Genomic DNA, 22861 nt, shown 5'->3' on the forward strand with positions numbered 1-22861 from the left:
CGCCGTTCTTTTAACTACTTAGCGGGAGGACTGATTTTCTCGGGTGTACTGGCCTTTGCCGCAGAGTCTCGCTTGGTGCCCTTGTCTTTGCGCGGTTTGCGCGGCTTCTTTGGAGGAGGCGTTTCCGCTTCCGCTTTGGCGGTTCGGCCGATGAAGAAGTCTCGTACCTTCTCGTCCAACTCTTCGGGAGTTGGATCGGGCTTGTAATTGTCCTCGGGGTCACGGTCGATGAACCGCGGTATTTTGGAACTCGCCACGCCATTGATGGAGCAGAGGACCTGAAGACCGAGTTCAGTCCGATGATCCTCAGCTTCACAGCCCCAGGGCTCAAGCTGGTAGTAGGCAATCCAGCGGACGAACTCGTCGCGAGGCATTGTCTCTAACTCGGAGAGCGTTTTCCCCAACTTGAGCGCCAGCCGCATTGCGAACCGAAGCTCATAGTTCTCCCTCAGCCTTTTTTTTCGGCCTCAACGGCAGCAGGAACGGAGCGCCTGATCTCGTTCAAGTTGATCATTTCCGAATACATGCGCTCGACGGCGGCATGCGCCCACCTGTTCATCTCGGGGAAGTCTGCCTCAGTGAAGAGCAGATCGCCGTTCTCATCAACAATGCTGTAAACAAGCGCCAGCAGCGAAACGTCCAAGAACTCGGGCTCTTGTAGGTTCTTGCGCTCCTCAACAGGTGCGTCCTGGTCGTCCTCGTAGGCATTTACAGCCTCGCGATACCTTCGAATACGTTCAAGGTAGGAAATCCTACCCTGAACGCTTAGCTGCTGAATGCGCGCCAAAGCGCCCTCGCCAAGTTCTGGGACGAGCACGTCAACGCTTGGTAGTTTAGCCGCCAGAAAGTCAGCGCGAGAGAACAGCTTCGTCATTGGCTTATGCCGCCGCCGTTTCGGTCACTGCGCCGGTGATTTCCAGCGTGGCAGTAGCCTTCACGTTCTCGTCCTGGCCGCCGCTGCGCTCGAAGGTGAGCACGAATGAGGTCATCTCGTACTTGGTGCCATCGCTTAGGGTAAGGCGGAACTTGGTTGCTGCGCGAGTGCCGCGCGCTGCGCGAAGCGCAAGCTGTCCTGCGTCCTTGGGCAGGAAGATCAAGGTGACGGAAAGCTGACCCTCGTCAGGCAGACCCATGCTCTTTTCCTTGGCAACGCTGTCGAAGTCCGTGTTGTCGATCACGGCAGCAGAGCCGCCACCTAGACCGCTGAAGTCGGTAAAACCCTTGACCTGAATGTAAGTAGCACCGCCTGCGCCGGTGCCGATTTCGAGCTTGGTGCCCGCAGTATTGATTCCCTGGGCCATTGTTGGCTTCTCCTTTTATTGGGCGCGACCCCAATAAGCGGGTCTCGCCATTACTTATCTGGTTGGCTCACTCGCGGTGCGTGATGCGAAACTCCAGCATGATGCGCGACAGATCGGGATTGCTGGTCAGGTCGCTCATGTCTTGTTCGTTGATCAGCGCGCAATCCTGGATTTCCTCATCTCGATAGCCGTCAAGCAGCGCGCGAATGCTGGTTGCCAGGGTGCGAGCAGCGTCGAAATCGGCGGCATACACATCGACCTGGAACCTGGGCTTCGCAGTACCAATCGGGCCGTCGAAGTCGCGCAACCTAGGGGTGCTGACGCGCGTGTAAGTCAGGAACGGCGCACTTTTGCCCTTGGGGACAACTACGGGATAACTCTGTGGACAAACGCTGCTGAGCAGCGCGGTTAGGGTCGCTTCGATCACTTTCGTGCCTTTCTGGCGGCACGATCAATCGCCTTTTTGAGTTCCTGGGAGAGCGCATCGACCACCTCGCCAGCTACCCGGTCGAGTGCTGGACGAAACCATGGCTTCGCGCCCTCATGCTCGGTGCCAAACTCGCTGAAGCGGCCCCAGAAAGCGCTGCCGGTGGTCACAACGAAGGCAATCGTCTGCCGCTTCCGCGACTTGACCTTCCGCGTCTTGATATTCTCGTGAAGTCGCCCGTAATCGGCGCTGTTCTGAGTGCCGTCCTTGTTACGCCACGTCTTTTTGGTCGGCTCAGTGCCGCGAGGTGCGGCATCTTTGACCGCATCGCGCATCACGTTCGCGGCTTTGCGCGTTCCTGACGCACCAGCCTTGGTTGCCACCTCGGGGCCAAGCGCCTTCAGGGCAGCATTTAGCTCTTTGGCTCCATCTAGCTTGAAGCTGCTTCGCGTGGGCATCAGACGGCCCTCACGATCAGGGCGAGCGCCTCGCGTCGGCCGATCTCATCCACGCCGACGACGCAGAACCGCTGTCCGTCGCACTCGATCTGGTTGGCTGTCGTTACGTCGCTGCGGTAGCGCACGACGAAGCGGGCCTCGGCTGCTTCAGCCTTGCCTGCCATGCGGTTTACTTCTGTGAGTGATAGCCTTTCGCGCGCTGCCCAGACCGTCGCGATTGTGTTCCAGCTTGGCTTTTCGACACCCGTAGGTGAGCGCTCCACGCCTGCCGCGTAGATCGTCACTCGGCGGTCCATTGATCCGGCCGCAATCATAGAACGCTCACGCGGTATGGGCTCAGGATGCGGTAGAAGGTCGCTTCGCCAACCGTCTTGCCCTCGCGATTGGTGTATAGGTCAGCGACAAATATGGCGATTGCCTGCTTGACGCTTACTGGACATTCCATGGGCAAGAATACCTTGCCAGTGTACGCTTCTGCCTGCTCCTGAGCAGTGGCGATCAGCGTTTCGAGCAAAGCATCTTCGGCAGTGTCGTCGATACGGCACCACTCTCGTACCTGCTGCGGAAAGATAACGGGATTAACCATCAACTACTTATCAGAAAGGAAGAGCCGAACGTTTCCGCCCGGCTCTCCTCTAACTGTCTGTGCGATTAGGCGCTGATCTTCAGCACCTTCACTGCTTCGCTGTCCTTTAGGACGCCACCAACGCGCTTCGTGGTATAAAAACCAACGTAAGGCTTGTTGGTGAACGGATCACGCAGGATGCGAATGCCGATGCGGTCGGCGATCATGTATGCCGACTTGTAGTTGCCATAAGCTAGGGGCAGCTTTCCGGCAGCAACGTCGTCCATGTCCTGACATTCCCAGATAGGGTCGCCAAGGAAGGTCGATGGCTGACCGATGATCAGGCTAGGCTGCCAGAGCGGACGGCCCTGGCTGTCTGCCTTGCTCATGAGACTGGCCAGCGTGGTGCTGTTGGCGAGAAAGCCTGCGCCGGAGCGGTATTCGCCCTTGAGCGAGTACTTCAGCTGATAGAACGCCGCGAGATCGGTGGGCAGTGCTGCTGCCTGACCGCTCACTACGTGCTGGATGGTGCCGTAAGGACGGGTCGCATCGCCAGTCAGTGCGGTTGCGCCAGCCAGCATACCCTTGGGCTTGTTCACGCCATCGCCGCTCAGGAATGCTTTTGCTTCCGCGCGAGCAAACTCCTGCGCAACTTCCGCTGCGATAAACGCCTCTACGTCGAAGCCCGCATCGTCGAGCAGCTTCTGCGTGACCATAGGGTTCGCGTAGACTTCGCCGAACGAAGGGGTGATCTCAACCAACTGCGAGGTATTGGTCGCTGTGCGAGCATCGGTTTCACCGACCCAAGCCGACGTGGTGCCCTTCTTGTTGTAGAGGAACTTCACGTTCTCGCTGGTGCTGGTCACAACGTCGCAAAGCGCGCGGAGTGGGTTGATCTGAACGACCTTCTCGATGATTGCGGTGCTCAGGGTTTCAGGAACCGAGTAGCCGCCGTCGGTGTCGCTGCCGACGCTCATTGCTTTGGCTTCTAGGTCAGCGAGGTTGCCCTCGATGCCCTTACGAGCGAACTTCAGGAAGGCTTCGCGATGCGCATCAACGTCCGCGTTTGCTTCCGAAGCGCCAACGCGATTGGACTTCTTGGCGAGGTCGGTGACAGTGCTCTGGAGGGCGACGAGGTCGCCTGCCATGTTGGTGATCTTCTGCTCGGTCAGCGGATCAACGCTGCCCTTCTTCTGAATCTCGTTCAGACGGTCATTGATAGCAGACTTGAACTGCTCAAAACCGCTGCCGAGGGCATTAATGTCATTGATGTCGGCCATTATGGGCTCCTTCATCGTGGTTGTTGTCTCGCAACCTCGACTCCAGAATCCCTCCGTGCTTGGCTTGCCTTTTACTTAGTCCAGGCGGTTAGAAACGCATTGCTGACTGTAGTTTGGTGAGAGCCGCATTCATTTCTGCCGTTGCGGCAATTTCGTTCTTGCTCTCGAACTGGCTCGCAACTGCGATTGCCTCGCTTTTCGATAAGCCGCATTCACGTAAGAGCTGCTCTAGGTCACGGACACTCATGTCCTCGCCCATGCTTTTCACAGCTTGAACACGCGCCTTCTGGTTCGCTGGCAATGTGACTACGCTCACCTCTACAAGATCAACTTCCTTCAGTGTCCTGCGGGGATCTTCGGGCTTGCTGCGCATGTCGAAGGCAACGGGACGAAAGCCGATGCTCAGGCCAGTAATCGCGCCTGCTTTGAGCGCCACGTAGGTGTCGCGTCCCATGCTGGTATCGAGCAACTCGCCCGACACTTTCAGGCCGTAACCATCTTCGCTCATCTCAGTCCAGCGACCGATAGGCAGACTGCCGAAAGCGTCATGGTTTAGAAACATGAGCGGCGAAGTGCCGGCGGATTTGTGTGCTGCTAGGCTCTTCGCAAACGCTCCAGGCGCAATCACGTCGCCATAGCTGTCCACATTACCGAATACCGCGCCGTACCCACTGAATACCTTTGTGTCGGTGTCCACGTCGGTGGTCGCGAACTTACATTCGAGGCGTGTTACCGCCTTCTGCTCGATGGGGTTCACTGATCTACCTCGTTTGTATCGTTACTCTGGGAAGAGCCCGGTGCGGGCTGGTTTGGCATCTTGTTCGCGCCACCGAATAGGTTTGCGGCCCCGTTCAGCTTGTCGGCTTGTGGGTCATCGCTGCGCGGCATGTCCTCCTTGCTGCGCACCTCGTTGGGGGTCATCACGCCGAGCGTGATCATCGTCTGGTAGTACTGACTTCGCTCAGCAGTGCTGCCGCGTAGGAGAGCATTGCTGTTCAGCTTGACGCAGTACCCCTTGCTGCGCTCGTCAGCGGTGAGCAGATGCGCGTCGGCACTCTGCTCAAAACGCTCGTACCATGGCATCAAAGTGTGGGTGAGATGCGCCTGGAATAGCTGCTCGACCGATGCGTAGCTGGTGCTGTTGTCGCTCTGGTTTACCATGATCGGCAGCACACGGAAGAAGCGGCAAATCTCTTCGATCAGGAAGCGCCGACTCTCGATCCACTGCGCATCATTGGCGGTTCCGCCAATGGCCGTGAACTCCATCTCAAACGGCATCAGCACCGTCTTGTGGGCGTTAGCGGTGCCCTGATGCTGCTCCTGCCACATTGCCTTGAGAGCGGCGCGCTGCTCGTTGTTCAGGGCTTGTGTACCAGACCTTGTAGTCAGGATTCCGCCGGGGCGTGCTCCGTTCTCAAACAGCTTGGCTCCGTACTTCTCTGTAGCAAGTGAAAGGCCGATGCTGCGCTTTGCGAGGTGAACAGCATTCAGTCCGCGATAGCCGTTCCAGCTAGGGCCTCGGATATGCCACATGTCCTCTGCCGGTACGTCAATGGCAGTCGAATTCGTGCCTTGAACACGATAGGCCAGTTCCATGCTGGAATTCTGGGTGACTGTGACGCTTTCGGGCGTGAAAGCATAAAGCTCTTTGACGACCTTCCCTACGCGATTGATGTAGACGAAGGCATTGTTGTCGAAGGTCAGGTGAAGTCCGATCTGCTCCCTGAACTCGAAGGAAGTCTGCCAGTCGTTTGGTTTGCGGTTCAGTAAGTCGTAAAGCGCATGATCTTGCGCTGGTACTGGCGAACCCTTGTCATCTTCGCGGAACACACGGCACGGGACCTGCGCTAAGCCTTCGCTGATCACTCGTGCGCAGGCCATGACGGCTGAAACCTCCATGGCCGTATGTCGATTGACCGGCTCTCCGGCGGTGTCGTGTGATGCCGCTAGATCGCGACGAATGTCGTTCTCGGAGGCGACTGGGATTTCCAGCGGTGCTGGATCGCTCTTGCGCTCTGGTGCGCCAAAGATGAACTGTAGTAAGCCTGCCATCCGATATTTAGCAGAAAGGGCAGAAAGCGGTTAGAGGACGTCCATCCAGACTTCGATAGCTGTAGGCTCTTCAACTGAAGCAAGACCAAGGGCCATCATCATTGCTACAAAGCCGTCGATCTTTGCCTCGTCACGGCGAGGCGGCTTCTCAGGCTTGATGAACTCTCCACGCTGTCTGGCGACGACATTCCCAGTCATCCAGCGCATCATGCGGTTGCCATTGTGCTTGAGCCTGCCGAGCGCGATCAGCTTTTCGAACCGGCTCATCGGTGTGTGTAGGTTCTGGAAGTTCTGTGGGTAGGTTCGGACCGGCAGGCCGCTCTCTCCCAAGCGCTGCGCCATCATCGCTGCTTGCCATTGGTCGAATGCTATTCCCTGGACGTTGAACCGCTCGCAGAGCGTACGAAGCTGCGCTTCGAGGGCCGCGAAATCAGTCTCATTGTCCGAGGTAAGCGTCAGGTCTTTGCTGTCCGACCATTCGCGATACGCGGTGGCGTTCTTGGGCTGTCGCTCGATGGCCATCTCGGGGAGGAACAGGAAGGGGTAGAAGTGTAGGACAGGCTCCGGCTCTGGTCCTTCCACCAGTAGGCCGATTGCGGTCGTGTCCACCACGCGCGAAATGTCCACGCCCATCCACGCCTTGCTGCCATCCGCTAACTCTTCGAACGGAATCGCGTCTGCGTTGCCGTCCCAATCCTTCATGTTGACCCAGGCTTCGTTGCTGGACTGCCAGACATTGAGGTGCTTGGTCAGCAGGCCGGGCTTCTCGCTCGGCACGTTCATGGCCGTCTGATACAGTTCGCGCAGTCGTGCTTCGGTGAAGCTGACGCCCACATTGGGGTTGGCCTTTTTCCAGACCTCGAAGTCCCGCCAGTCGTCGCCCTTGTCGATTGTGTAGATAGCGCTGAAGCGGCGCTCGTCCGTCATCTCGCCCGCGAGAACCTGCTCGCACTGCGCTTGAAGCAGTCGGCAATCACCGGCCTCGTTGAAGCCTGCCGTGGTGATCGTGATCAGCAGGGGCTGAGTACGGGCACCCATGCCCGTGAGCATCGTCTGTCGCTGGCGAGCGAAGTTGTGGTTCTCGTGCGCCTCATCCAGAATTGCGAGGTGCGGGTTTGATCCGTCAGGCGGATCGCCGATCATGGGCTCCAGGAAGCTGCCGTCTCGCGTCTCGATCTTCTTCTTGGTGACGCGCACGCCGTAGTGGGTGACGAAGCCGGGTGAGCGAGTGCCCATCTCGCGGCAGGGCTGAAAGCAGAAATCCGCCTGCTTGAGAGCAGTTGCGCCAATGTAGACCTGGGCTCGGGCCTCGTAGTCGGCCACCAGCATGTAGAGCGCGATCACGGCGGCGAAGGTGCTCTTGCCGTTCTTTCTAGGGATCTCGATGAAGGCTTCGCGGTGTTTGCGATGGCCATGTTGGTCCACGACGCCAAACAGCGCGGCCAGTATCCACACCTGCCAGGGCTCAAGGCGCAGGCGCAGCTTCTTGGCCGCAAGGGTGCCTTCAAGGTACGGGAACGTCTGAGCAAATAGGCAGACACGCTCGACCTTGGCGGCGTCAAACGTCCACCTGTCGCCTTCGACGGCTTCCAGGAACTGCTCGCAGCTTGCCTTGATCTGCCAGCAGGCCGCGATCTCACCGGCAACGACTTGCTTGGCGTAGCGAAGCGCTACGTCCGCGAAGTGCCCTTTGCCCTTGCGCATGGTCAGGCATCCGGCAGAGCGCCGTAGGGGTTAGCTTCTGCCGATAGAGGATTGGCGTTGGTGCCAGTAGTGGTGCGTGAACTTAGGCCGCTGATGCCAAGCAACTCGGCCAGCTTGCGCTTCTCGGTCAGGTACGCTCCGCGTGGCACATCGCCCTTGGCAAATGTCTCGCGGCAGACAGCCTCCAGAGAGCAGTAGGTCGCGAACGTGCTGGAATGACTGGCGTTGATGCCGTTTGCTATTACGTGCTCGATCACCTCAAACCACACATCCTGGGCGGAGGCGGTAAGGTAGTCGGGCATCATCGGCTTGCTTGCCGGTCCCGTATTGAGCGCTTGTGCTGGCTTAGGTCCTCTTTTCACAAGCTACTTAGCGCAAAACGAGAAAAGGCGGCGATTGCTCGCCGCCCTGGTTGTTCCTATCCTTCGCTCCAATTTGCCACAGCTTACGTTGCGGAGCGTTTACTCATTGCTTCGATGCTTAACCTAATGACTATGGGCGGCGCACATCTGCGAGCAGGATAGGCGTTACCAGGATCGTGACCAACGACCCTCTATGAAGCAACGTAGCTTGCCCTTCGTTCTACTTATCAGACTCGAACGGATCAGCAGGATGAGCCTTCAGTATCTCGGCGGCACATCGTTGAAGCATGGCCACAGCCTGCCCAGAGCCGTCTAATTTGAAGCCGCCAATGTAGTTGCCCTTGTACTCGAATGAGACACCCTGACTGTCTCTCATGTCGGCAAGGAAAACATCGCCTCCGAATTTCATTATCAACCCCTTGGACCCGTCGGTGCTCGAGGTTCCTTTGGCGGTCAACTCTGGCCATCCATCGTCTACCCGACCACGTTTCAGGAAGGCGACCTTGATCCTATAATCCTGGTCGTCCTTGATGGCTTTGAAGTCAGGGAAGTAAACAGCAAGGCCCCCAGCGTTCTCTCGGGGTCGCCACTGAAAGATCAGTTTGCCCTTCTCATAGCCTGATGCGGCTGAGCAGGCATCGTACTCAGACTCTTTAAACACCTGCCATCCCGCGATCTCGCCGTAGTAATGGGGGCTGGGGCTGCTTTCGGCGCTTAGCGCAGCTGAAGGGATCGTCGCTATCGGTAGCGCAATCCAGAGAAACGTCCGAACCAAAACCCTAACAACCCCCATTCTAACCTATTTGCGCGGCTTGCCTGCGTCAGAGCGCTTGGCCCTGATCCTCCCCGACTGCGTTCGAGTCCGATCTTTCCCATAGTTCGGTCCCGACTTCACCTTAGGCCACAAACCACGTCCACCAAACAAGCCCATGTTGACCTCCAAACAGTTCCAGCCCGCCGCCCTCAGGTAATTTAATTCACCCTGGCGCCTTTTTGAGGGGGTGGGTGTGGCTAGCGGGGCGTGATCCTCAGATTTTGACTGCCCCGTTGCCCGCTGGCCCTCAGAGACGCCCTGTGAGGGCCTGGAACTCTGAGGGGAAACAGGATGCTTCCCAAACCGGATTGGCCCGCAGAACGCTCCATAGGGGCAGTACGGGGTTTGCTCTGCTAAGCCACTGGAGTGTAAGCGGGAGCAGGAGGGGATCTGACTATGGCGAGATGGGGCGCGGCCGTTTTAGCTTTGGTACTGCTTATCGGGGCGTTCGCTTACTGGAAAGTCAGTGACGAGCAAGCGAAGCGTGAAAAGGCAGAGCTTGAGCTGGGTCTCGCAGCATCAAAGATGATAAACGTCAGTTTTCAGCAGAAAAGTGACCTTGTCGTCGAGACCTTGTCTGGCGACGTCGTGGCAAAGAGCGATTGTCAGGGCACGATCTTCCACCCGGAACAAACAACCAAGGCCCCAGTAACGGTCGACTACTCGGTGCCACTTCGAAAGATTGGTGCGTCAGCATACAGCTGGAGCAACAGTCAGCGGCGGCTAACCATCACGATCCCTGACGTGCGGATCGGATCGCCAAACGTCGACATCTCTCGGCAGGTGGTTCGTCAACGCGGCTCGTACATCTCGCGCGAGTGCGGCTTGGTGCTGGCCCGTAAGGCGGCAAAAGCTCTAGCGGCACGAGCAACCTCAACCGCAGAGAAAGAAGAAAACATGGAGCGCGCACGATCATCGGCGCGCGAGGCAATCACAAGGCTTGCCAATGGGGTTCTGAATGGGGCCGGCATGAGCAATGTGCGCGTTGCGGTACTGCTGGCGGGCGAAACTCCCAAAGCTGTTCAAGGCGAGCGATGGGATGAAACTCGGCCGCTCTTAGAGGTGCTCGGCTCCCAGAACAGCTGAGTAGCACTCGTGGTCAGGCGGTCATGGTGCGAGATCAGCTTGTGGGGAGGCTTTGCCTCCCCAGCTGCCTTACTCGTCTGAACCGAGCGCCTTCTTAGCCGCATCCAGTGCTGCCTTGCCGCTTTTGCGGACCGGCTTAGTAACTGTCTCGGCTACCTCCGCGACGGCTTCTTTGGGCTTGCGGCCCAGGCCGATACGCTTGGCCATATCCCGACGCGCATCGCTGTAGTTTTCAGCCACTATGGGGTAGTCGGACCGGAGGTTGTAGCGAGCGCGGTACTCGTCAGGGGTCAGGCCATTGCTGGACAGGTGACGACGCAAGGTCTTGTAGGGCTTGCCGTCAATCATGCTGATGATGTGATCCTTGGACGCGAGGCTCTTACGGACGCTCACCGCTGGCGTGTACTCCTGCGCTGGCTGCTCAGGTGCTTCCGGGGCCGCTGGTTCGTTCAGCTTATTCACTGCCTGGAACATGGACTGAAGGAACGTGGGTACATCCTCGTTCGACGTGCGAGTGTTGGGATTGCCCAGCCAAGCGATGGTCAGTTCCGTTGCTAGCTCGACGCTGTTGCTGTCGGTGCTCATAGTAATTCCTAGTAATCAGAAAAGGGGACCCGCCGCATACGTTGCTGACGGGTAGGGTCCATATGCTGATCTACCCGGCGTATTACCACCCGCGACGAATTCTTTTTACGTCTTCCCTGGTCTTTTCCACATGACAGGGCCGACATAACGACTGAGTGTTATCCCATTCGTCTTTGCCGCCCAACGCTTTAGGCTTAATATGATCAACTTCCTCAGCTGCCGTTACGTGGCCTCGTGCTGAGCAGCGTCGGCAGAGTGGTTCCGCATCTAGTCGCCTGTCGCGCAGCTTCTTCCATTCGGCGTTGTACCCACCTGTGAGATTGACCTTCACCACAGGTGTGATCGGTTGGATGCTGAAGCGCGGTGTTCTCTTAGGCATTCAGTATTTAGAGAGTAGCACCATGCCGTTATGGCACGGCTCTTAAACCAGAGCAGCTTGAGTGTTCCCCGAGTGGTTGCTAGGTAGCCCAGCAGTGTCGCGGGGGCGACTTGGGGGTATTGATGTCTTTTCGTTTGGCCTTGGGTCTTGCTGCCATGTCGCTTGCTGCGCTTGCCACGCCCGCAACAGCTAAGCCGATGAAGCATGTCATCTTAGGCACGATCAGCCCCGAGTCGTACGATGGCGACAATTTCTTCGGTGTCGGGCCGGATGTGTTTGGTCAAAAGATCAAGGTCGTTTTCACCTTTGATAGCGAGATGAAGCACGACTACTCGGGCGGTTGGGAGTACGATCAGTACTCGTTCATCAATACTGGCTCGGCGGGCACGACACTGTCGGTGACTGTCGGAGACAATGTACATTTCGCCACAGGCAATGCCTCGATCCAGTCTTGGATCTCGAAGAACGGGATCTACTGGAGTGTAGGTTACGTTCAGGAGGAAGATCTAAGCATCTATCCTTCCGACCCTAGGTGGCCGGGACACTTCGAATACGACGGGATCAGACACGAACAGAACATGAGCTTGGTGCTTGTTCCTGGGAAGCCAGTGTTCGACGGCCACGACTACGACGCCTCAGCAAACGTCGGGAACTTAGCAACCGATTTCAACGGACAGCTAGGCTCGGTCAGCTTCATGACCTGTAACACTCATAATGACGAGAACGGCGGCGGCGACTCCTGCGATGATCAAAAGGGTGGCAGCGTCGCCTTTCGCGTGGATCACTTCTATAGCGCGCCCGTCATGGCGCCCGTTCCCGAACCGGCTACGTGGGCGAGTATGACTGCGGGCCTCGGTCTAGCCGGGGTCGCTGTGCGCAGGCGTAAGAAGCGCCTCAGCCGCTCAGGATCCGTTTGCTAAGATCGGTGCCCTCGGTTCAGGACGCGGTCTATGCCATCAGACCGAGAAGGCGTAACCGTCTGGGCGCGCAACGAGCGCCTTTCTTGAGCGCTTTCTGCGAGCAACCGCGCCCGCTGCGAGAAGCCCAAAGCCCATCATCAGGTAGGTGCTGGGCTCCGGCACGGGCGCGGTGATCAGTTGATCCCCGGTTTCCGCGAATGCTACCTTGAGTTCTCCGGAACCGGGTCCCGTTCCGCCGTTCGCGTCCAAGAAACCGGGCAACTGAGATATGAACTCTCCGGCAGGAGTCCGAAGTCGCAGTTCGTCGGCTGTGAACTTATCCAGCGCATCGGACTGAAGCTGGAGAGCTGTGAAGTCGCCGGCTAGCAGGGCGGCTTGTCCTCTCTCCAGAGAAGCCAGTTGACCGCGCTTCGCTTCAAGCAGGCGGGCAATGTCGGTGATCCCTGCGTTCAGGAACATGTCCTGTCCCGAGCCAAGCCCCGTCACCACATTCGATGAGGAGTTCGTATAGGCGTACACTTCTTGGTAGTTCGGGTCGGGTGGATCGTTCGCCAGGCGTGTCTCCGTGGCGACCACCACCTGATAGTATGTGGTCATCAAGGCATAAGTGGAAGCTATCGCGAATCCAACGGGGCTGCCGGACGCAACTCCCAATCCTAGCCCGACGAGAGTGGAAAGGAGGTCACCCGCGCTGTTGTTCTTTGACCCAATCCACTGCCCGACCAGACTACCAGCTGCTTCCTTGATGCTCGCACCAAACCCCGAAAGCGCATTGAACAGGTCCAGCGTAGCCAGACTGAGCTTCGCATCGTTGGCGCGCTGTCTGTGTCTGGCCACTTCCGCAGGATCTTTGATAACGTTGATCGGGTTATTGGAAAGACGAAAAAAGTCGTTCGCACCCGACGTTCCGCCTTCGAAGACGGCTTGCTGGACGAACCTGAAGTCTCCCCCGGCATAGTAAGTGCCGGGGATCTTATAAGTGGTGGTGAACGCTCGGGAGACTGAGGTGGAACTGCCCGCCGCGCTAAACACACTGAAATTGTAGCCTGAGATTTTGCCGTTTCCGAGGCTGATCTGGCCGCTGACGGTTCCAGTGTCGTAGAGGAAGCCAGCGGGCGGTTTGGTCGTATCAAGGTTGAAGGTGAGGGTAGACGTTGCTTGCCGCCCGGCCACGACAGTTCCAGGGGACGTCAGACCGTATGAGTAGTTGTAGCCCTGAGCCGACGCCGCAGTGGCCATAAGACACGCCAGCAGTCCAATCCCGCTCGCAAGCTTCTTCATATCAGGCCTCCGCAGGGCACGCAGCTTCCTGCGTGTCGATGACTACACCACCGGCAATACCGTGTGCGCACAACAAGAGCCTGCCGCATCCTGTGCCGCAATAGGGCCTGGGAAGTACTACATCAGGGGTATAACAAACGTGCGGTTTCGGGCGCGAACCTCGACGTTCTGGCAAAAAGTCGTACCAAAGCCCGTCTCGCCGACGATCTCTGGTCGCATCGCGAGGTGGAAGGCGCTTTACGATTGATGTCGGGGCAACAGGCTCCGGCATAGATCGGAGTCAACTATGCCTAAGTTCAATCCCGCGATGCTCATTCCCGCAGTGCTCGTCAACGAAGCGTCGGCGAAGCGCTCCAGCAAAGACATCGCACTTGCGGCAATCAACAAGATGAAGGAGCAATTTGAGGCTGGCCTTGCTTCCGAGGGCAAACGCAACTTCAAGCACACCGACGGAGAGAGGGTTCAGTTCTCCATCCGAGTGGCGAACACTGCGCTCGTGCTGGAGCGCGTCAAGGTCAAGGACACCGAAGTCGAAGTTCGCGAGATGACCTGCCCGACCGTCGCGTTCCTAGATGCGCTTTCCTACTATGCTGATCGTATCAAGGCGGACGAGTATTCGGCGCAGTTCGCAGCCCTGGATGGCAAGAAGGAGCAGCGTACCGCGAAGCTGCGTAACACCAGGGCCGAGAAGAAGGCAGCAAAGCCCGCCTGAAGACTTTAGAGACTAAACCTAGGCCCGCTTCGGCGGGCCTTCCTGCGTCTGCTGCTCACCGCTTGTAGGGTCATGGAAAGGCCAGCGCAGTGGGTGTCCCGCGCTGGCCTTGTCGCTTCCTACTATGCGCTAATCAGGCATGAATGTACCCTCGCTTCCTGGCATCGTCGGCGTAGCCCGACAGTGTGAGGCGAGCCTTGAAGAACCGATCTTCCTCGATCCCAAGGTCGGCCAAGCCGCGAAACTCAGCAAGTTCAGGCAGGCTTATATAGCCAAGTTCTGGATAGCCTAAATCGGCTAAACCGAAGGCTAGTCCGTCTTCATCAACTTCGGTGATCAACCAGCATCCACCCCCTGTCGCGTTGAACAATTTCGAGACAGGCTCAAAATCGACTTCCCGCCTAGAACCCTTGAGCGGCAACTGCTGGCGATAGTTGGCTTGAAGCTGCGCGAGGCTTTCGGGCCTTAGCAGCGCTTTCCAGTCCTTCATGTGGGCAACTCCTCTTGTCCCACCAGGACATCAAGCGCCGTTCTGGACTTTGGGCAAGCAAAGACGTGATTAACTTGGAAGAAGAGCTGAAGAGCGACGAGCCGTTAAAGCCTGGTCAAGTCTTTGGTAGCAAGTCTGGTTAGCGATGCCAGAGTCCTCTTATCAACTAGGAGGACGCAATGCCCTACTATCCCACGCAAGAGCAGCTGATTGAGGACTGCCGAACCTTCTTGGACCTAGACCCCAGGTTCTTCGATCAGGACGTGGGCTGCTTCACGTGGTGGGGCAGGGTGGTCGAGTTCTTCAAGACCAACGACGAAATCACCCTAGAGTACGAGGGTGAGAGGATCACATTCTCGCGCCCCTAAACGGGGCCTACAAGGGGCGTTTAGCCCGGATAGGTCCAGGGTGCTAACCTGGGCACCCTCAACCTATGTCGCCCTCACAGACGTTCTCTGGGCAGTGCGGCGCAAAACGCTGTCCACTAGTGGAGCGTTGTCGCTCATAACACCCGATGTAAGCCCGTGGACGTGATCGTCACTCGTAGTGAAGTTCTGGCTGTAGGGTAGCAGCTTGCCCTTATTGTCGAACACACACGTCACGAGCCCATTAGCTAACGCAAGCTGTACCAGCTTCTCCTCGCCGTCCTGCTTACAGACAAGATGCGTGATGACCGCGCGAAATGCGTCTCGAACCCTCAGGCGGGCAGTGCGCCTGACTTCCTCGTCCTCATCGTCCAGAGCTTGTCGGAAGTTGTGGACCTTACGTAGGTGCTCCACGTCGCTGATCGCGCCCGATGCTTCGGCGAGGGCGGCGGACAGGCTGACCCGCTCCTGTTCCAGTGCTCGAACGTCTTCGCTAAGCCGCTGCCAGTCGCCCGCAAGCTGGTCGTCGCCGGGAAAGCGGCGGAGTAGGGCGCGCGTATTGTCCCGCTCCTCGCGCCTGTCGCCTAGGCGCTTCTCTTGCTCCGCTAGCGCGATCCTCAGTTCCGCGGTCTTGTCGGCAGCGCTGAAGAAGCTGTTGTCGAGTGTGTGATGTAGAACAGCGTCCAGTATGGCCGGTTCAAGCAGTCGGTAGTTGAACATGCCCTTGGCTTCGCAGCCCTTGCTCTTGCTGGCGTTGTCGCACTGTAGGTAGGCGTAAGCAGCCTCCTTGCCGCTGCGGTTGCGCAGGATCATAAAGCCACCACAGGAACCACACCTCGCCAAACTGGCCAGTAGGTTCTTGCCCACGTTGCTCTTTGGTCCACCTCCAGCCCGCTTCTGTAGCTGCGCACGTGCCCTAGCAATAAGGTCGGCGTTCATGCCCTCGATGATTGGGTAGTAGTCGCGATAGACCTCGCCGGTTCGCTCCCGCTTGCCGCTGGCTGTTGAGGTTGGGAAGTGGAGCCCCTCAACTGCTGGGCTTTGTAGCACGTTGAGGACGCTGGTGTGGTTCCAGCCCTCTCGCGTAGAACTCTCGCTTCGCTTGCCCCAGGGCGCGACACCGTTCTCATTTAGATATTTGGCGATGCCCCAGGTGCCCACACCATCGGCGGCTAGTTCGTAGACTTTGACAACCGTCGCCCCGCGCTCGGGTATGATCGTCCAGCTTCGGCGGTCGGTGGCGTTTTTGCCCTCCCAATCACCAGTAGTAGTCAACCAACGCGGGGCTGAAGCGGTCAGTAGACCTTTGCCCTCACCAGTGCGCTTGCGCTTTTCCTTCCAAGCGCTGGTAAGGCGCTGGCTGATGTTCTGGCTGTACTCGTGGCCTGCGTTGCTTTGATAAGCCATCTCGATCATCGCGGCCATGTTGGCACCATCGTCCAAGTACGTGGCGTCAATGACTGGCCCACCTGTTACCCGCGCAATCCTCAAACCTCGATCACAGGCATCCTCGATCCAGCGTCGGATGATGCGTGGCTTCTGGCGGCTAAGCCTGTCCAGCTTTTCAACCACTAGTGTTGTGCCGGGCTCGATCTCCCCTCGAACAATGCGCTGGGTCAGCTTGCCCAAATTGCCCATACTGAGGTGTTCGCCCTTGTAGGCGCTGCGCCCGAGGTCTTCGATGACCTCTTCTACCTCCAGGTTACGCTTTCGGCAGTAGTCCTCACAATCCTCTAGCTGCCTGCGCCTGCTGTCGCCCCGCTCCTGAACGCGGGTGCTGAACCTAATGTAGATAAGTGCCTTGCCCATGTGAGACCCGCGTAGCGCCGCTTCTGCTTTTGGGCAAACACATAACCATTTCGTGAATGAAGAGCCCCTGGATTGCGAGCGGCGCGTGCGCGAAGTCGTCGTACCAGATGTTGCTCTTGGGATGAAAATGGATGCAGCCGGACGGTGCCATCACCCGGTCGCGCGGCTGGAAAAAGGCCCATTTCGTGCGGCTCAGGCGTACGGCCGCATAGTCTACCGCGTCGCCGAAGACGGAGCGCGCCAGCACCGTTTCATCGACGGTGAGTGGTCGGCGATCGGTCATTCGGGCGCCGCCTCACCGGCCGCGTACACCTCTGCCCGGCGCTGCACCCGCGTGCCGTCGGCAAAGGTGAAGGTCAGCAGGACCGACCGGCCGTGCGGCTTCAGGGCGCTTGGCACGCCATAAAGCATGACGTGCTTGCCGCCTGGCCGGAAAACGACTTCACCGCCGGCGGGCACGGGGATGCGGTCGAGAGCGCGCATTGTCATCATGCCGCCGGGGCCGGTCGCGGTTTCGTGCAACTCCCCCCGCACGGTGACGTCGGAACTGACCGCGATCAACTGGGCGTCCTTGGGCCCACCATAAAGGGTGAAGTACGCGCCGGCCGGCCGGTCCGCCGCGGCAGGCAGGCGAATCCACGCCTTGTCGGCGCTTAACTGGTCCGGTCGGCTGCACCCCACGGTGATCAGAACCATCCCCAACAACAACGCGCGCATCCACACCTCCTCCCACATCGGGAAAACAGGTCGCGTCGTTAGGTTCCACGGGTTCTTGCGGCAAGCGTTGCTCCACCTATATCCGGGCCTGAACAGGAGGTTGCGTTGCCGTAACGGGACGCTTCCACCACGTTGTCGTATGTTACGTGAGGGGCTGAAGAGCACAGATGGCTAAAGTTATCGGGATCGACCTTGGCACCACCAACAGCTGCGTGTCTGTCATGGAGGGCGGCAAGCCCAAGGTGATCGAGAATACCGAGGGCGCGCGTACCACGCCGTCCATTGTTGCGTTCGCCAAGGATGGCGAGCGGTTGGTCGGCCAGCCGGCGAAGCGCCAGGCGGTGACCAACGGGGACAACACGATTTTTGCGGTGAAGCGCCTGATCGGCCGCCGCTTTGACGATCCCGTGACCAAGAAGGACACCGAGCTGGTCCCGTACAAGATCGTACGTGGCGGCAATGGCGACGCTTGGGTGAATGCGGGCGGCAAGGATTACAGCCCGTCGCAGATAAGCGCCTTCACCTTGCAGAAGATGAAGGAAACCGCCGAAGCGTATCTGGGCGAAACCGTTACGCAGGCGGTGATCACGGTGCCGGCCTATTTCAACGACGCGCAGCGCCAGGCGACCAAGGACGCCGGCCAGATCGCGGGGCTTGAGGTGCTGCGCATCATCAACGAGCCGACCGCGGCCGCTCTCGCCTATGGCCTGGAGAAGCAGGACGGCAAGACGATTGCCGTGTACGATTTGGGCGGCGGCACCTTCGACGTGTCGATCCTGGAGATCGGTGACGGCGTGTTCGAGGTGAAGGCCACCAACGGCGACACCTTCCTCGGCGGTGAAGATTTCGACAACAAGATCGTCGATTTTCTGGCGCAGGGTTTCCAGAAGGATGAGGGCATCGACCTCACCAAGGACAAGCTGGCGCTGCAGCGGCTGAAGGAAGCGGCTGAAAAGGCGAAGATCGAGCTGTCGAGCGCGCAGTCGACCGAGGTCAACCTGCCCTTCATCACCGCCGACCAGAATGGTCCAAAGCACCTGGTGAAGACGATCACCCGCGCCGACCTGGAGCGGCTGGTCGAGGACCTGATCAAGCGGACGCTTGAGCCCTGCAAGAAGGCGCTGGCCGACGCCGGCACCTCGTCGGGCGACATCAGCGAAGTGGTGCTGGTGGGCGGCATGACCCGCATGCCGCGCGTGCGTGAGGTGGTTAAGCAGTTTTTCGGCAAGGAGCCCCACACCGGCGTCAACCCGGACGAGGTCGTGGCGATGGGCGCGGCTATTCAGGCGGGCGTATTGCAGGGCGACGTCAAGGACGTGCTGCTGCTCGACGTGACGCCGCTGAGCCTGGGCATCGAGACGCTGGGTGGCGTGTTCACCCGCATGATCGATCGCAACACCACCATCCCGACCAAGAAGGCGCAGGTTTACTCCACCGCCGACGACAATCAGGGCGCGGTGACGATCCGGGTGTTCCAGGGCGAGCGTGAGATGGCGGCGGACAATAAGCTGCTGGGTCAGTTCGACCTGGTCGGAATCCCCCCGGCGCCGCGCGGCGTGCCGCAGATCGAGGTCACGTTCGACATCGACGCGAACGGGCTAGTCAACGTGTCCGCCAAGGACAAGGGAACCGGCAAGGAGCAGCAGATCCGCATCCAGGCCTCGGGCGGCCTCAGCGACAACGACATCGACCAGATGGTTCGCGACGCCGAGCGTTTCGCCGAGGAGGACAAGAAGCGCCGCGCTGGTGCGGAGGCGAAGAACAACGCCGAATCACTGATCCACACCACCGAGCGCCAACTGGCCGACAATGGCGACAAGGTGGACGACACGCTGAAGGGCGAGATCCAGGCTGCGATCGACGAAGCCAAGAAGGCCGTCGAGGGTGGCGACCCCGACCAGATGAACGAGAAGGCGCAAGCCCTCGCTCAGGTCGCCATGAAGCTGGGTCAGGCGATCTACGAAAAGCAGGCGCAGGCTGATGCGTCGCCCCAGGCCGGCGAGCAGCAGGCCGGTGGCGAGGACGTGGTCGACGCCGAGTTCTCCGAAGTCGACGACAGCCACAAGGCGTAAAGGCGATGCGCGAGGTCCTTCGAGACGGGACTTCGACAGGGCTTTGGTCCTTATGGGGACGAGCGGCAGGACCTTTGTCCTCCGCTCGTCCTGAGGGGACGCACAGCCGGTCGAAGGGACGTTTCGAGGGGCCAAGCGTAGCGGGGGCACGATGACCACCACGATCGATTATTACGAACTGCTCGAGTGCGAGCGCGGGGCGGACGACGCGACGATCAAGTCGTCGTATCGCAAGCTGGCGATGAAGTATCATCCGGACCGCAATTCCGGGTGCAAGGACTCCGAAGCCAAGTTCAAGGCCGTGTCCGAGGCTTATGACGTCCTGAAGGACCCGCAAAAGCGCGCCGCCTATGATCGCTATGGCCATGCCGCGTTCCAGGGGCAGGGCGGCGGTGGTGGGCCGCAGGACTTCAGCGGCTTTTCCGACATCTTTGAAAGCGTATTCGGCGAGTTCATGGGCGGCGGCGGTGGTCGCGGTCGGGCACAGCCCCGGCGTGGCGCGGACCTGCGCTACGACATGGAAATCACGCTGGAAGACGCGTTTCACGGCAAATCGACGGAAATCACCGTCGACGTTTCGGCGCAGTGCGATACCTGCGAAGGGTCGGGCGCAAAGCCCGGCACCAGTGTGCGGACCTGCCAGACCTGTGCCGGACACGGAAAAGTGCGTGCGCAGCAGGGCTTCTTCGTGGTCGAGCGCGCCTGCCCGGTGTGCCAGGGCTCTGGCCAGGTCATCGCCGACCCGTGCAGCGACTGCCGAGGCGACGGGCGGGTCGAGAAAACAAAGACTTTGACGGTCAACGTGCCGGCTGGCGTTGACGAGGGCACCCGCGTGCGTTTGTCCGGCGAGGGCGAGGCAGGACCGCGTGGCGCGCCGGCAGGCGACCTGTACATCTTCCTCCACGTCGCACGGCATTCGCTGTTCGAACGTGAAGGCACCACGCTGTTCGCGCGCGCGCCGATCAGCTTCACCACCGCTGCGCTTGGCGGGTCGCTGACCATCCCGGGCCTGGATGGGCGGGCGCACGAGATCCGTATTCCGGCAGGTATCCAGTCGGGCAAGCAGCTGCGTCAACGCGGGGCGGGTATGCCCGTGTTGCAGGGGCGCGGCTCAGGCGACCTCGTCGTGCAGATCGAGGTGGAAACGCCGACCAAGCTGAGCCCGCGGCAGAAGGAACTGTTGCAGGCTTTCAGGGAAACCGAGACGGGCGACGAGTGCCCCGACAGCCAGGGCTTTTTCGCCAAGTTGAAACAGGCGATCGGGGGCTAGGTTCTCTTTCCAAGTCGGAAAGAAACGACTTGCCACTCCGGAAAGTCACGGCTACCTCTTTCCACATTGGAAAGAGGAGCAGCCGTCATGAACACCGAAGCCCCAAGCGCAGCGGAAGCGCTGGCCTTTATTGATCAATCACGGGCGAAGCTGGCCGCGGCGTCGGAAACGCCGGTGTCGCGCCACCTGGCCTTTGCGGGACTGATCGCGCTGCTGTTCGCATCGCCCGTGCTTCCGCTGGAATGGCGCTTCGTCGCACTTCTGATTCCTCTGGTTGGCGTTGCGCTGATCGTCCGCTGGGACCGGCGTCGCATGGGCATGTTCATCAACGGGTATCGCGCCGGGCGGACGCGCTGGGTCGCGCTGCCAGTGTTGGTGGTAATCGAGGCGCTTTATGCCCTGAGCTATTGGCTGGTCGTGGAAAGGCACACCAATTGGGCAGCTGCGCCGCTGGCCGTCGTGGCGACGGTCGTGGCCTATGTGGGCAGCGTGTGGTGGTGCGATGTATTCCGTCGCGAGATGCTGGGCAGTGTCGCGTGAGCGGTCTTGACCCGATAGTCCATCCGCCCGCGCGCCTTCAGATCATGGCGGTGCTGGCTGAGGTGCGGGAGGCGGAGTTCGCGCTGTTGAGGCAAACGACGAGCGTCAGTGACTCCGTGCTGTCCAAACACCTTTCTGCGCTGGGGGAGGCCGATTACGTCAAGCTGCGCAAGGCAAGCGTCGACGGGCGCGTACGAACCTGGGCGTCGATCACCAGGGCGGGCCGCGCTGCGTTCAAGGGCCATGTTGCCGAATTGAGGCGGCTGGCGGACGCGGCGGCATCGGTCGAGCGTATCGCGGCCGAGTAGAGCGCGGGCTTGCCACCGGGCGTCGGTGCGACGACACCGGCGCACGTGGTGGGGAATGGTGGCCGATGATTGCAGGGTTACGTGCACTTGGCCGCAAAGTGCCAGCGCCGGGTTGGATGATCCTGGCGCTGCTGCTGGGTTTCGCGGCTGGCGTGGTGCTGGGGCAGGCAAGCTCGGGAGTGGTCGCGGCCGCAGGGCTGATCGGCGGCTTGTGGCTCGACATGCTTCGTATGACCGTGGTGCCGCTGGTGTTCGCGCTGGTGGTGACCGGGGTTGCAGGTTTGCGATCGGAGGCGGGCCGGCTAGGCGGACGTATGTTGGTGGTGCTGGCGGCATTGCTTCTATTGTCGGCAGTAGTTGCAGCCCTGCTGGTGCCGCCATTGCTGGCGATGTCACCCATTTCACCGACGGTGACGGACGCGCTCCGTGGCGCGTTTCCGCCCGCTTCCGTGTCGGTGCCGAGCGCGACCGAAGCGGTGCGTGCGCTGGTGCCGGTCAACATCGTGGCCTCTGCCGCAGCGGGGGCAATGGTGCCGCTGGTCATCTTCGCGCTGGTTCTGGGTTGGGCGCTAGGTCGGATTGAGCCGATGCGAGCTGCGGCGACACTCGCGCCGCTACAGGGGCTGGCCGACGCCATGGTGGTGATCGTCGGCGCGGTGTTGCGGGTCGCTCCGGTCGGGATTGCGGCACTCGCTTTCACGATCGGCGCCAGTGCTGGGACCGGCGCGATCGCGATGCTGGGGCACTATATCCTGGTTCAGTGGGTCGTGGCGATCGTGCTGGCCGCTGCCTGCTACGCGGTGGCCCGCATCTGGGGAGGGGCGCCATTGTGGAGCTTCGCACGAGCGGCAGCGCCGGCCCAAGCTGTGGCCGCCAGTACGCAATCGTCATTGGCGACGCTTCCGGCGATGCTGGCGGGCACGGCGAGATTGGGGGTGCCGGAAGCGGAAGCAGGAGTCGTGCTGCCGCTGGCCGTGGCCGTGTTCAAGATCACCGCGCCATCGAACGCGCTGCTGGTCGGTCTCGCCATGGCGTGGATGGCAGGGGTGCCCGTCGCGCCGACGCAGATAGTTCTGGCTGTCCCGCTGGCGATCGTATCGACCTTTGCCGTGCTGGGTATGCCGGGCGCGGTCAGCTTTGTCGCTGCAACTTCACCCGCTGCGATGGTGCTGGGCGCACCGCTGGAGCTGTTGCCGGTGATGCTGGCGGTGGACATGCTGCCCGACATGGTGCGGACGGTCGCGAACGTGACCGCCGATCTCGCCGCGACGCTGATGGTCGCGCGGGACAAGTAAACTCGACCCGGCCCGTGCCGCCCCCTCTCAATGAGGAGGCGGGGGCCGATGGGTCAAAGCGTGGTGAGA

General features: G+C 59.9%; 29 protein-coding genes. 9 read left to right on the forward strand and 20 right to left on the reverse strand.

Annotated elements, in window-relative coordinates; all coding sequences use genetic code 11:
- Positions 1-14 precede the first annotated feature (14 nt).
- The 13 genes from FHS94_RS13070 to FHS94_RS13130 all read right to left on the reverse strand — a co-directional run bounded on the left by FHS94_RS13070 (position 15) and on the right by FHS94_RS13130 (position 8942).
- Complete coding sequence (locus tag FHS94_RS13070) at positions 15-422, reverse strand: phage tail assembly protein T (protein WP_184058586.1); 408 nt, start codon at positions 420-422, stop codon at positions 15-17.
- A 26-nt stretch (positions 423-448) separates the two neighbouring features.
- Positions 449-874 carry a hypothetical protein gene (locus tag FHS94_RS13075; RefSeq protein WP_184058588.1) on the reverse strand — a complete coding sequence of 142 codons (426 nt, stop codon included), beginning with the start codon at positions 872-874 and terminating at the stop codon, positions 449-451.
- A 4-nt stretch (positions 875-878) separates the two neighbouring features.
- Positions 879-1301, reverse strand: a complete 423-nt coding sequence (locus FHS94_RS13080) for a phage tail tube protein (RefSeq protein ID WP_184058590.1) — start codon at positions 1299-1301, stop codon at positions 879-881.
- A 67-nt stretch (positions 1302-1368) separates the two neighbouring features.
- Positions 1369-1728 (reverse strand): tail completion protein gp17, encoded by a 360-nt coding sequence (gene gp17, locus FHS94_RS13085; protein WP_184058592.1) that lies wholly within the window; start codon positions 1726-1728, stop codon positions 1369-1371.
- Positions 1725-2186, reverse strand: coding sequence for an HK97-gp10 family putative phage morphogenesis protein (locus FHS94_RS13090; RefSeq protein WP_184058593.1), 462 nt, complete (start codon positions 2184-2186; stop codon positions 1725-1727). The genes gp17 and FHS94_RS13090 overlap by 4 nt, the downstream gene beginning before the upstream one ends.
- Positions 2186-2482 carry a phage head closure protein gene (locus FHS94_RS13095; RefSeq protein ID WP_221234770.1) on the reverse strand — a complete coding sequence of 99 codons (297 nt, stop codon included), beginning with the start codon at positions 2480-2482 and terminating at the stop codon, positions 2186-2188. The genes FHS94_RS13090 and FHS94_RS13095 overlap by 1 nt, the downstream gene beginning before the upstream one ends.
- Positions 2483-2496: 14 nt before the next feature.
- Positions 2497-2772 (reverse strand): head-tail connector protein, encoded by a 276-nt coding sequence (locus FHS94_RS13100; RefSeq protein WP_184058597.1) that lies wholly within the window; start codon positions 2770-2772, stop codon positions 2497-2499.
- Positions 2773-2837: 65 nt separating this feature from the next.
- Complete coding sequence (locus tag FHS94_RS13105) at positions 2838-4031, reverse strand: phage major capsid protein (RefSeq protein ID WP_184058599.1); 1194 nt, start codon at positions 4029-4031, stop codon at positions 2838-2840.
- 88 nt (positions 4032-4119) lie between these two features.
- Positions 4120-4788 (reverse strand): HK97 family phage prohead protease, encoded by a 669-nt coding sequence (locus FHS94_RS13110; protein WP_221234771.1) that lies wholly within the window; start codon positions 4786-4788, stop codon positions 4120-4122.
- Positions 4785-6083, reverse strand: a complete 1299-nt coding sequence (locus FHS94_RS13115; protein ID WP_184058601.1) for a phage portal protein — start codon at positions 6081-6083, stop codon at positions 4785-4787. The genes FHS94_RS13110 and FHS94_RS13115 overlap by 4 nt, the downstream gene beginning before the upstream one ends.
- A 30-nt stretch (positions 6084-6113) precedes the next feature.
- On the reverse strand, positions 6114-7787 hold the full coding sequence (locus FHS94_RS13120) for a terminase large subunit (protein WP_184058603.1): 1674 nt from the start codon (positions 7785-7787) through the stop codon (positions 6114-6116).
- Between the two features lie 2 nt (positions 7788-7789).
- Entirely contained in the window at positions 7790-8089 is a 300-nt protein-coding gene (locus FHS94_RS13125) for a hypothetical protein (RefSeq protein ID WP_184058605.1), read from the reverse strand.
- 280 nt (positions 8090-8369) lie between these two features.
- Positions 8370-8942 carry a hypothetical protein gene (locus FHS94_RS13130; protein WP_184058607.1) on the reverse strand — a complete coding sequence of 191 codons (573 nt, stop codon included), beginning with the start codon at positions 8940-8942 and terminating at the stop codon, positions 8370-8372.
- Between the two features lie 417 nt (positions 8943-9359).
- Between FHS94_RS13130 and FHS94_RS13135 the strand changes: the two genes are divergently transcribed.
- On the forward strand, positions 9360-10049 hold the full coding sequence (locus FHS94_RS13135) for a DUF4230 domain-containing protein (RefSeq protein WP_184058609.1): 690 nt from the start codon (positions 9360-9362) through the stop codon (positions 10047-10049).
- A 69-nt stretch (positions 10050-10118) separates the two neighbouring features.
- Here FHS94_RS13135 and FHS94_RS13140 read toward each other — a convergent pair whose 3' ends face one another.
- Positions 10119-10634 carry a Ros/MucR family transcriptional regulator gene (locus FHS94_RS13140; protein WP_184058611.1) on the reverse strand — a complete coding sequence of 172 codons (516 nt, stop codon included), beginning with the start codon at positions 10632-10634 and terminating at the stop codon, positions 10119-10121.
- An 82-nt stretch (positions 10635-10716) separates the two neighbouring features.
- Positions 10717-11013 (reverse strand): HNH endonuclease, encoded by a 297-nt coding sequence (locus tag FHS94_RS19925; RefSeq protein ID WP_184058613.1) that lies wholly within the window; start codon positions 11011-11013, stop codon positions 10717-10719.
- 155 nt (positions 11014-11168) lie between these two features.
- On the opposite strand from FHS94_RS19925, the gene FHS94_RS19435 reads away from it, so the two are divergent.
- Complete coding sequence (locus tag FHS94_RS19435) at positions 11169-11933, forward strand: PEPxxWA-CTERM sorting domain-containing protein (RefSeq protein WP_184058928.1); 765 nt, start codon at positions 11169-11171, stop codon at positions 11931-11933.
- A 36-nt stretch (positions 11934-11969) separates the two neighbouring features.
- Here the strand turns inward: FHS94_RS19435 and FHS94_RS19180 are convergent, their stop codons facing one another.
- Positions 11970-13214, reverse strand: coding sequence for a PEP-CTERM sorting domain-containing protein (locus FHS94_RS19180; RefSeq protein WP_221234772.1), 1245 nt, complete (start codon positions 13212-13214; stop codon positions 11970-11972).
- 322 nt (positions 13215-13536) lie between these two features.
- Here FHS94_RS19180 and FHS94_RS13160 point away from each other — a divergent pair, with 322 nt between their 5' ends.
- Complete coding sequence (locus FHS94_RS13160; protein WP_221234773.1) at positions 13537-13926, forward strand: hypothetical protein; 390 nt, start codon at positions 13537-13539, stop codon at positions 13924-13926.
- A 133-nt stretch (positions 13927-14059) separates the two neighbouring features.
- Here FHS94_RS13160 and FHS94_RS13165 read toward each other — a convergent pair whose 3' ends face one another.
- Positions 14060-14416 carry a DUF2958 domain-containing protein gene (locus FHS94_RS13165; protein WP_184058617.1) on the reverse strand — a complete coding sequence of 119 codons (357 nt, stop codon included), beginning with the start codon at positions 14414-14416 and terminating at the stop codon, positions 14060-14062.
- 179 nt (positions 14417-14595) lie between these two features.
- Between FHS94_RS13165 and FHS94_RS13170 the strand changes: the two genes are divergently transcribed.
- Entirely contained in the window at positions 14596-14784 is a 189-nt protein-coding gene (locus FHS94_RS13170) for a hypothetical protein (RefSeq protein WP_184058619.1), read from the forward strand.
- A gap of 63 nt (positions 14785-14847) precedes the next feature.
- Here FHS94_RS13170 and FHS94_RS13175 read toward each other — a convergent pair whose 3' ends face one another.
- From FHS94_RS13175 to FHS94_RS13185, 3 genes are read right to left on the reverse strand one after another with little or no spacing between them, the layout of a single operon-like run.
- Positions 14848-16590 carry a recombinase family protein gene (locus FHS94_RS13175; protein ID WP_184058621.1) on the reverse strand — a complete coding sequence of 581 codons (1743 nt, stop codon included), beginning with the start codon at positions 16588-16590 and terminating at the stop codon, positions 14848-14850.
- Entirely contained in the window at positions 16565-16873 is a 309-nt protein-coding gene (locus FHS94_RS13180) for a hypothetical protein (RefSeq protein ID WP_184058623.1), read from the reverse strand. Before FHS94_RS13180 ends, FHS94_RS13175 begins: the two co-directional genes overlap by 26 nt.
- A complete protein-coding gene (locus FHS94_RS13185; protein ID WP_184058625.1) occupies positions 16870-17307 on the reverse strand; it encodes a copper chaperone PCu(A)C in 438 nt (145 codons plus the stop codon). Before FHS94_RS13185 ends, FHS94_RS13180 begins: the two co-directional genes overlap by 4 nt.
- A gap of 167 nt (positions 17308-17474) precedes the next feature.
- On the opposite strand from FHS94_RS13185, the gene dnaK reads away from it, so the two are divergent.
- From dnaK to FHS94_RS13210, 5 genes are all read left to right on the forward strand, one after another.
- Positions 17475-19379: a molecular chaperone DnaK gene (gene dnaK / locus FHS94_RS13190; RefSeq protein ID WP_184058627.1), complete on the forward strand. Its 1905-nt coding sequence runs from the start codon at positions 17475-17477 to the stop codon at positions 19377-19379.
- A 151-nt stretch (positions 19380-19530) separates the two neighbouring features.
- A complete protein-coding gene (gene dnaJ, locus FHS94_RS13195; RefSeq protein ID WP_184058629.1) occupies positions 19531-20649 on the forward strand; it encodes a molecular chaperone DnaJ in 1119 nt (372 codons plus the stop codon).
- Positions 20650-20736: 87 nt separating this feature from the next.
- Entirely contained in the window at positions 20737-21189 is a 453-nt protein-coding gene (locus FHS94_RS13200) for a hypothetical protein (protein ID WP_184058630.1), read from the forward strand.
- Positions 21186-21497, forward strand: coding sequence for a transcriptional regulator (locus FHS94_RS19690; protein ID WP_184058632.1), 312 nt, complete (start codon positions 21186-21188; stop codon positions 21495-21497). The genes FHS94_RS13200 and FHS94_RS19690 overlap by 4 nt, the downstream gene beginning before the upstream one ends.
- Before the next feature lie 98 nt (positions 21498-21595).
- Complete coding sequence (locus tag FHS94_RS13210; protein WP_221234775.1) at positions 21596-22792, forward strand: dicarboxylate/amino acid:cation symporter; 1197 nt, start codon at positions 21596-21598, stop codon at positions 22790-22792.
- The last annotated feature ends 69 nt before the right edge of the window (positions 22793-22861 follow it).

Origin of the sequence: Sphingomonas aerophila, from assembly GCF_014199305.1 — a bacterium.
GTDB lineage: Bacteria > Pseudomonadota > Alphaproteobacteria > Sphingomonadales > Sphingomonadaceae > Sphingomonas > Sphingomonas aerophila.

Bases quoted from the DNA above. Each gene is read 5' to 3' on its own strand.
- FHS94_RS13070 (WP_184058586.1), bottom strand. From the start codon at position 422: ATGCGGCTGGCGCTCAAGTTGGGGAAAACGCTCTCCGAGTTAGAGACA.
- FHS94_RS13075 (WP_184058588.1), bottom strand. From the start codon at position 874: ATGACGAAGCTGTTCTCTCGCGCTGACTTTCTGGCGGCTAAACTACCA.
- FHS94_RS13080 (WP_184058590.1), bottom strand. From the start codon at position 1,301: ATGGCCCAGGGAATCAATACTGCGGGCACCAAGCTCGAAATCGGCACC.
- FHS94_RS13090 (WP_184058593.1), bottom strand. From the start codon at position 2,186: ATGCCCACGCGAAGCAGCTTCAAGCTAGATGGAGCCAAAGAGCTAAAT.
- FHS94_RS13095 (WP_221234770.1), bottom strand. From the start codon at position 2,482: ATGGACCGCCGAGTGACGATCTACGCGGCAGGCGTGGAGCGCTCACCT.
- FHS94_RS13100 (WP_184058597.1), bottom strand. From the start codon at position 2,772: ATGGTTAATCCCGTTATCTTTCCGCAGCAGGTACGAGAGTGGTGCCGT.
- FHS94_RS13105 (WP_184058599.1), bottom strand. From the start codon at position 4,031: ATGGCCGACATCAATGACATTAATGCCCTCGGCAGCGGTTTTGAGCAG.
- FHS94_RS13115 (WP_184058601.1), bottom strand. From the start codon at position 6,083: ATGGCAGGCTTACTACAGTTCATCTTTGGCGCACCAGAGCGCAAGAGC.
- FHS94_RS13120 (WP_184058603.1), bottom strand. From the start codon at position 7,787: ATGCGCAAGGGCAAAGGGCACTTCGCGGACGTAGCGCTTCGCTACGCC.
- FHS94_RS13125 (WP_184058605.1), bottom strand. From the start codon at position 8,089: ATGCCCGACTACCTTACCGCCTCCGCCCAGGATGTGTGGTTTGAGGTG.
- FHS94_RS13130 (WP_184058607.1), bottom strand. From the start codon at position 8,942: ATGGGGGTTGTTAGGGTTTTGGTTCGGACGTTTCTCTGGATTGCGCTA.
- FHS94_RS13135 (WP_184058609.1), top strand. From the start codon at position 9,360: ATGGCGAGATGGGGCGCGGCCGTTTTAGCTTTGGTACTGCTTATCGGG.
- FHS94_RS13140 (WP_184058611.1), bottom strand. From the start codon at position 10,634: ATGAGCACCGACAGCAACAGCGTCGAGCTAGCAACGGAACTGACCATC.
- FHS94_RS19925 (WP_184058613.1), bottom strand. From the start codon at position 11,013: ATGCCTAAGAGAACACCGCGCTTCAGCATCCAACCGATCACACCTGTG.
- FHS94_RS19435 (WP_184058928.1), top strand. From the start codon at position 11,169: ATGTCGCTTGCTGCGCTTGCCACGCCCGCAACAGCTAAGCCGATGAAG.
- FHS94_RS19180 (WP_221234772.1), bottom strand. From the start codon at position 13,214: ATGAAGAAGCTTGCGAGCGGGATTGGACTGCTGGCGTGTCTTATGGCC.
- FHS94_RS13165 (WP_184058617.1), bottom strand. From the start codon at position 14,416: ATGAAGGACTGGAAAGCGCTGCTAAGGCCCGAAAGCCTCGCGCAGCTT.
- FHS94_RS13170 (WP_184058619.1), top strand. From the start codon at position 14,596: ATGCCCTACTATCCCACGCAAGAGCAGCTGATTGAGGACTGCCGAACC.
- FHS94_RS13175 (WP_184058621.1), bottom strand. From the start codon at position 16,590: ATGGGCAAGGCACTTATCTACATTAGGTTCAGCACCCGCGTTCAGGAG.
- FHS94_RS13180 (WP_184058623.1), bottom strand. From the start codon at position 16,873: ATGACCGATCGCCGACCACTCACCGTCGATGAAACGGTGCTGGCGCGC.
- FHS94_RS13185 (WP_184058625.1), bottom strand. From the start codon at position 17,307: ATGCGCGCGTTGTTGTTGGGGATGGTTCTGATCACCGTGGGGTGCAGC.
- dnaK (WP_184058627.1), top strand. From the start codon at position 17,475: ATGGCTAAAGTTATCGGGATCGACCTTGGCACCACCAACAGCTGCGTG.
- dnaJ (WP_184058629.1), top strand. From the start codon at position 19,531: ATGACCACCACGATCGATTATTACGAACTGCTCGAGTGCGAGCGCGGG.
- FHS94_RS13200 (WP_184058630.1), top strand. From the start codon at position 20,737: ATGAACACCGAAGCCCCAAGCGCAGCGGAAGCGCTGGCCTTTATTGAT.